Raw genomic sequence first — 5,714 nt, 5'->3', positions numbered from 1 at the left:
GCTGTTCCTGGACGAGATCGGCGACATGCCGCCTGGCCTGCAGGCGCGGCTGCTCAGGACGCTGCAGGAACGGGAAGTGACCCCGCTGGGCGGCGGGCCGGCGCAGCGGCTGGACATCCGCCTGATCTGCGCCACCCACCGCGATCTGCGCGCGCGGGTGGACGATGGCGGCTTCCGCGCCGACCTCTACTACCGGCTGTGCCATTACCCGCTCAGCCTGCCGCCGCTGCGCGAGCGCGGCGACATCGCCGCCATCGCCCAAACGATGCTGGACGGCATGGGCGCGGCGCGGCGCGGCATTTCGCTGGAGCCGAAGCTGGTGCTGGCCATCCGCGGCTACCGCTGGCCGGGCAATCTGCGCGAGCTGTCCAATCTGCTGGCCACGCTGCTGGCGCTGGCCGACGACGGCGCCGCGCTGGGCGTCGAGCATCTGCCGGCTGCGCTGCGCGAAGACATGGCGGCGCAGGGCCATGCGGTGGAGGACAGCGCCATCGCCGACCTGCTGCGCCGTTGCGGCGGCAACGCCAGCGCGGCGGCGCGGGCGCTGGGCATCAGCCGCTCCACCTTGTACCGGCGGCTGGGCAAGACGCCGCGGTAAGGCATCGCCGCCCGCCCCTGCGGTTTGACAGAAAGCAGCGGGAGCGCGCGGAATCGCCAACCGCTCAGCCGGTTTCCGCCATCAGCGCGGCGAACACTTCGCGTATCCAGCGCTGGCCGGGATGGCCATGATTGCGCGGATGCCACGCCATCGCCACATCGAAGCCACGCACCGGAAACGGACAGGGATGCACGTCCAGCGGCACGCGCGCCGCGGACACCAGCCGCTCCGGCATCAATGCGACGAAATCGGTCTGGGATACGATTTCCGGCACCAGCAGGAAAGACGCCACCGACAGCGCCACCCGGCGCGCCAGTCCCCGCTCGGCCAGGGCGACATCCACAGCGGTGCCGAAATCGCCGCAGCCCAGCGACACCACCACATGTTCCTGCTGCAGGTAAGACGCCAGCGTGACGCCTTGCCGCCAGGCAGGATGATCCGGACGGCTGATCAACGCATAGCGGTCCTCGAACATCGCCTGGGTAAGCAGGCCTGGCGGCGCGTTCTCCTGGCTGATCAAGGCCAGGTCGACCTCGCCGTTTTCCATCTGCCGCTGCAGACGGGCCGTCTCCAGATTGCGCACCGCCACCCGGATGCCCGGCGCCGTCTCGCGCAGCCGCTTGACCAGCGGAATCGCCGCCACCGCCTGGGCATAATCGGTGCACGCCAGTTGCAAGGTCATGCCGGCCGCCGCCGGATCGAAGTCCTGGTGCGTCATCATGGTTTCGCGCACCTGCCGCAGCGAGGCCTGCAATGGCGCCAGCAACTGCTCCGCCTTGGCGGTCGGCCGCATGCCGCGCTGCGCCGGAAGCAACAGCGGATCGCCGAACAGATCGCGCAGCCGCGCCAGCTGGGCGCTGACCGCGGGCTGGCTCAGGTGCAGCCGCTCCGCGGCGCGGGTGACGTTGCGCTCCTCCAGCAGCGCTTCCAGCGTTTGCAACAGGTTCAAATCCAGGCGTCTAGTATCCATATGTTCAATGGCTAGCGAGAAATCTATCGATTTCACTTATTTATCATGCCTGGACAGACTGTGGCCATCTCAAACCGATGACACCGGAGCCATTCATGAGCCGCACCATCCTGCTGGTCTACGCCCAGCCCGAGTCCACCTCGCTGACCCGCAGCTTCGTCGACGCCGCCGTCGATACCTTGACCCGCCAGGGCCACCTCGTGTTGCAATCCGACCTCTACGGCATGCGTTGGAAAGCGGTGCTGGACGCCGACGACTTCCCGCAGCGCGCCGATCCGCAGCGGCTGTCCTTCATCGAAGAATCCGGCCACGCCTACGCCAGCGGCGCGCAGCCGCAGGACGTAGCCGAGGAGCAGCGCAAGCTGCGGGCCGCCGATGCGGTGATCTTTGTGTTCCCGCTGTGGTGGTACGGCGTGCCGGCCATTCTGAAAGGCTGGTTCGAACGGGTGTACGCCTATGGCTTCGGCTATGGCTATCAGGGCCAAGGAAACCGGCTGCGCTACGGCGACGGCGCGCTGAAGGGCAAGCGGGCGCTGCTGGCCGCGATGGTCGGCGGCGGCGAAGAGGATTACGGCCCGCGCGGCATCAACGGGCCGTTGAAGGAGCTGCTGTTCCCAGTGGCCCATGGCTGCCTGTTCTACCCCGGCATGGACGTGCTGCCCCTCCACGCGGTGTACGGGGTCAACCGCCTCAGCCGCGAGGAGATCGCTCGGCAGCTGGATGGCTGGCGGCAGCGCTTGGCCGGCCTGTTCGACGAAGCGCCGATTCCGTTCCGCAGCCAGAACGGCGGCGATTATCCGAATGGCCACCAGCTGGCGGCACACGTCGCGCCGGACGTCGAGGGCATCTGGGCGCATGTGGCCGCGCCGCGCAGCCATGCCCCGCAGCCGCCAGCCGCGGAGCGCGCCGGGCAATAAAAAACGGCGGGGAGACATGCTCCCCGCCGTTTTTGGCTTGCCGATTCAATCAGAAGCCGAAGGCCGCCAATTCCTCCGCGGTCAGATGCCGCCACTCGCCCGCCGGCAGATCGCCCAAGACAATAGCCCCCAGGCTTTCGCGGTGCAGCGCCTCGACGCGGTTGCTGGCCGCCGCCACCATGCGCTTCACCTGATGGTACTTGCCCTCGGTGATGGTCAGCACAATAGTGTGGGCGTCGATCTGTTCGACGCTGTCCGCGGCGAACTCGCGCGCTTCGTCGTTGAGGTAGACGCCGCTCTGCAGCTTGGCGATCAGCTCCGGCGTCGCCTCGTGCTTCAACGTGGCGCGGTAGACCTTGGGCACCAGCTTCTTCGGCGAGGAGAGCGCGTGGATGAACTGGCCGTCGTTGGACAGCAGGATCAGGCCGGTGGTGTCCACGTCCAGGCGTCCCACCGCGCTGATGTCCAGATTGGAAAACTGGTCCGGCAGCAGCCGGTAGATGCTGGGGTGGCAGTTCGGCTTGTGCGAGGTTTCGTAATTGGCCGGCTTGTGCAGCAAGAGATACAGCGGTCCGCGCACCACCGGCCACGGCTCGTCGTCCACCGTCAGGCTGGCGATGTCGCCCAATTCGAACTGGGCGCGGTAGTTGTCCACCATTTCGCCGTTCACTTCCACCAGCCCGTATTCGATCAGCTGGCGGCATTCCTTGCGGCCGCCGAAGCCTTGTTGTTGCAACAGTCGATAGAGTTCCATGGCCGGATGGTAGCACGCGCGCCGCGCGCCTGCCCGGCTTGCCTGCGGCGGCGCATGACGCCATAGTCATCGGGAGCGGACTGAACGAAAGACCCCGGCATGCCCTACCCGAAATACGCGCTGCACAGCCTGGGCTGGATGCGCTACCAGCGGCGGCGCATTCTGCGCGCGGCGCTGTTCAGCGTCTTGCTGTTCGCGCCGGCTGCGGCGCTGACCCTGGCCGGACACGGCCCCGGGGTGTTCCTGTTCGCGCTGGCCGCCAACTACAGCGCGCTGTGCATGATGCTGGCGCGCCGGCTGCAGCCGCTGTCGCTGCTGGCGATACCCGGACTCTACCTCGCCGGCCGCCTGTGCGCCGGCCAGCCGGCGATCATGCTGGCCCTGCTGGCGGCGGGCTTGGCGCTGCAGGCGCTGAGCGCGCGCCGCGGCCTGCACAAGGGCGTGCAGTTCTGGCTGTTCGCGCTGCTGCTGGGAAACATGACGCCGGCGGCGGCGATGCCGCCCTGGCAGGAGGCCGCCTGGATGCTGGCCGGCGCCGGCTACGGCGGCGCGCTGGCCCGGCTGGGGCTGCGGGACTGGTTCCGCGTGCTGCCGGCTGCCTGCGCCGCCGACGCGCGGCGCTACGCCTGGCATCTGCTGCCCTGGGGCATCCTCGCTTGGCTGGCCGGCGGCTGGATGCGGGGCGCGCATGCGTGGTGGCTGCCGATCGCCGCCGTCGCCATCCCCGATCCGTCGCCGGACCAGATGCTGTGGCTGGCGCGCGAGCGCACGATAGGCACGCTGGCCGGCGCGCTGCTCAGCGGCCTCATGTACTGGTCGCTGCGGGCGCTGGACGCGCCTCCCTTGTGGCATGTGCTGGCGCTGGCGCTGCTGCAGATGGCGATGCTGATCGCGATGCGGCACAGCTTCCGCGTCTTCGTCGCGCTGCTGACCGCGCTGGTGCTGTCGCTGCTGCCGCCCGGCCAACTGGCCAGCGGCGCGCTGGAACGGGTGGAGGACACTCTGGTAGCCGCGCTGCTGTTCGCCGCGCTGGCGTGGTTCCTGCGGCAGCGCGCTCCGGCCGTCCCGGGCGGCAAGGGCTGAAGCCGGCTTCCGCCGCCGCGCTCGGCTATCCCCCCGCGTCCGAGCGCTGATCCTCGCCCCGCAAATTCCCGCGCGCGCGCTCCAGCGCCTGCTCAGGCGTCCGGTCGCCCGCCCCGGCCAGGCACAGGCCGGCCCGCAACTCGAGGTAGGCGCCATCAGGCAGGCCGGCCTCGATCAAACCGGCGCTCAGCCGCTCACGAATCCGCGCCAGCACCACCTGCGCCTCGGCCTCGCCGGTTTCGGGCAGCAGCAGGCCGAACTCCTGCGGCGACAATCGGCCGGCGACATCGCTTTCCCGGATCGCGGCGGCGATGGACTGGGCGACGATGCGCATCAGCATCTGGCCCACCAGCTGGCCGTAGGATTTGTTCAGCCGGCACAGATCGTCCGCCTCCAGCAGCACCGCTGCCAGCGGCTTGCCCTGGCGCAAGGCCAGCCGCATGCATTTGGCGCCGACGTCGAAGAACATCTGGCGGTTGAACAGGCTGGAGGCCTCGTCCGACACCACGATGCGATACAAGGCCTCGCTGCGGATATGGCGCGCGGTGGTATCCTGCTGCAGCGCCGCGAAATGGCTGAGCTCGCCGCTCTCGTCGAACAGCGGCAACAGATGCAAGCGGGCCCAGTACGGCGTGCCGGAGCGGTGGTAGTTGAGCAGCTCCACCGTGGTCTGTCGGCCGTCGCGCAGCGCGGCGCTCAGCTGCAGCAGCGCGGCGGGATCGGTCAGCGGCCCCTGCAGCACCCGCGGCGAGCGCCCCAGCAGCTCGCTGGCGTCGTAGCCGCTCATCCGGCACATCGCCGGATTGACGTAAACGATGATGGGGCCCGGCGGCTGCAGCGGCGCCACCTCGGTCACCATCACCGCGTCATGGGCGTGGTCGACTATCTGGCGGAACAGATTGAGTTGGAATGGCATGGCGGCGGCCCGCGTCGATTGGCGTCATGCTTTATTGATAGCAGCGCCGGCCGGCTCCGGCATCGCGCCGGCTTGTTTATATTATGAGAATCATCTGAACTGCCGGGAGACGGCATGCGCTATCCGGATTCGCACAAGGCCCAGACCCGCCGGCGCATCGTGGCGATGGCCGCGCTGCGCTTTCGCGCCGAAGGACTGGCCGGCGTCGGCATCGCCAACCTGATGGCCGACCTGGGCCTGACCCACGGCGGCTTCTACGCCCACTTTTCCGGCAAGGACGAACTGGTGGCCGCCGCCTGCGGCGAAGCGCAGAGGCAGATGGCGGAACAATGGCGGCCGCTGCTGGAAAACAGCGCGGACGGCGGATGCCTGGCCGCGCTGGCCGACCACTACCTGAGCCCCGCCCACCGCGACTTTCCCGACTCGGGCTGCGCGGCGGCGGCGCTGGCGGGCGAGATCGCGCGCCAGGACGCCGG

The 5,714-nt window shown here is 69.1% G+C and carries 7 protein-coding genes; 4 read left to right on the top strand and 3 right to left on the bottom strand.

Annotation, left to right across the window (positions count from 1 at the left end; genetic code table 11):
* Window positions 1–598: sigma-54-dependent Fis family transcriptional regulator (locus LQR33_RS22240; protein WP_231470466.1), on the top strand; the 598-nt coding region annotated here is incomplete at its 5' end.
* Window positions 599–662: 64 nt separating this feature from the next.
* Here the strand turns inward: LQR33_RS22240 and LQR33_RS22235 are convergent.
* Window positions 663–1,568 (bottom strand): LysR family transcriptional regulator, encoded by a 906-nt coding sequence (locus tag LQR33_RS22235; protein ID WP_221664842.1) that lies wholly within the window; start codon window positions 1,566–1,568, stop codon window positions 663–665.
* 95 nt (window positions 1,569–1,663) lie between these two features.
* Here LQR33_RS22235 and LQR33_RS22230 point away from each other — a divergent pair, with 95 nt between their 5' ends.
* Entirely contained in the window at window positions 1,664–2,485 is an 822-nt protein-coding gene (locus LQR33_RS22230; RefSeq protein ID WP_166441347.1) for an NAD(P)H-dependent oxidoreductase, read from the top strand.
* A gap of 49 nt (window positions 2,486–2,534) precedes the next feature.
* On the opposite strand, the gene LQR33_RS22225 is transcribed toward LQR33_RS22230, so the two are convergent.
* A complete protein-coding gene (locus LQR33_RS22225; RefSeq protein ID WP_231470464.1) occupies window positions 2,535–3,239 on the bottom strand; it encodes a pseudouridine synthase in 705 nt (234 codons plus the stop codon).
* 99 nt (window positions 3,240–3,338) lie between these two features.
* On the opposite strand from LQR33_RS22225, the gene LQR33_RS22220 reads away from it, so the two are divergent.
* On the top strand, window positions 3,339–4,322 hold the full coding sequence (locus tag LQR33_RS22220; protein ID WP_231470462.1) for an FUSC family protein: 984 nt from the start codon (window positions 3,339–3,341) through the stop codon (window positions 4,320–4,322).
* Between the two features lie 25 nt (window positions 4,323–4,347).
* Here the strand turns inward: LQR33_RS22220 and LQR33_RS22215 are convergent, their stop codons facing one another.
* Window positions 4,348–5,238, bottom strand: coding sequence for a sensor domain-containing diguanylate cyclase (locus tag LQR33_RS22215; protein ID WP_104945666.1), 891 nt, complete (start codon window positions 5,236–5,238; stop codon window positions 4,348–4,350).
* A gap of 114 nt (window positions 5,239–5,352) precedes the next feature.
* Here LQR33_RS22215 and LQR33_RS22210 point away from each other — a divergent pair.
* Window positions 5,353–5,714 (top strand): TetR/AcrR family transcriptional regulator (locus tag LQR33_RS22210; RefSeq protein ID WP_231470460.1); only part of this gene is annotated, 362 nt, incomplete at its 3' end.

The organism is Chromobacterium piscinae, from assembly GCF_021129175.1.
In the GTDB taxonomy this organism is placed as follows: domain Bacteria; phylum Pseudomonadota; class Gammaproteobacteria; order Burkholderiales; family Chromobacteriaceae; genus Chromobacterium; species Chromobacterium piscinae.
This window is presented reverse-complemented; position numbering and strand designations above follow the sequence as displayed.

What these genes read in the sequence shown, in the direction of transcription:
- LQR33_RS22220 (WP_231470462.1), top strand. Translation starts at nt 3,339, where the DNA reads ATGCCCTACCCGAAATACGCGCTGCACAGCCTGGGCTGGATGCGCTAC.
- LQR33_RS22235 (WP_221664842.1), bottom strand. Translation starts at nt 1,568, where the DNA reads ATGGATACTAGACGCCTGGATTTGAACCTGTTGCAAACGCTGGAAGCG.
- LQR33_RS22230 (WP_166441347.1), top strand. Translation starts at nt 1,664, where the DNA reads ATGAGCCGCACCATCCTGCTGGTCTACGCCCAGCCCGAGTCCACCTCG.
- LQR33_RS22215 (WP_104945666.1), bottom strand. Translation starts at nt 5,238, where the DNA reads ATGCCATTCCAACTCAATCTGTTCCGCCAGATAGTCGACCACGCCCAT.
- LQR33_RS22225 (WP_231470464.1), bottom strand. Translation starts at nt 3,239, where the DNA reads ATGGAACTCTATCGACTGTTGCAACAACAAGGCTTCGGCGGCCGCAAG.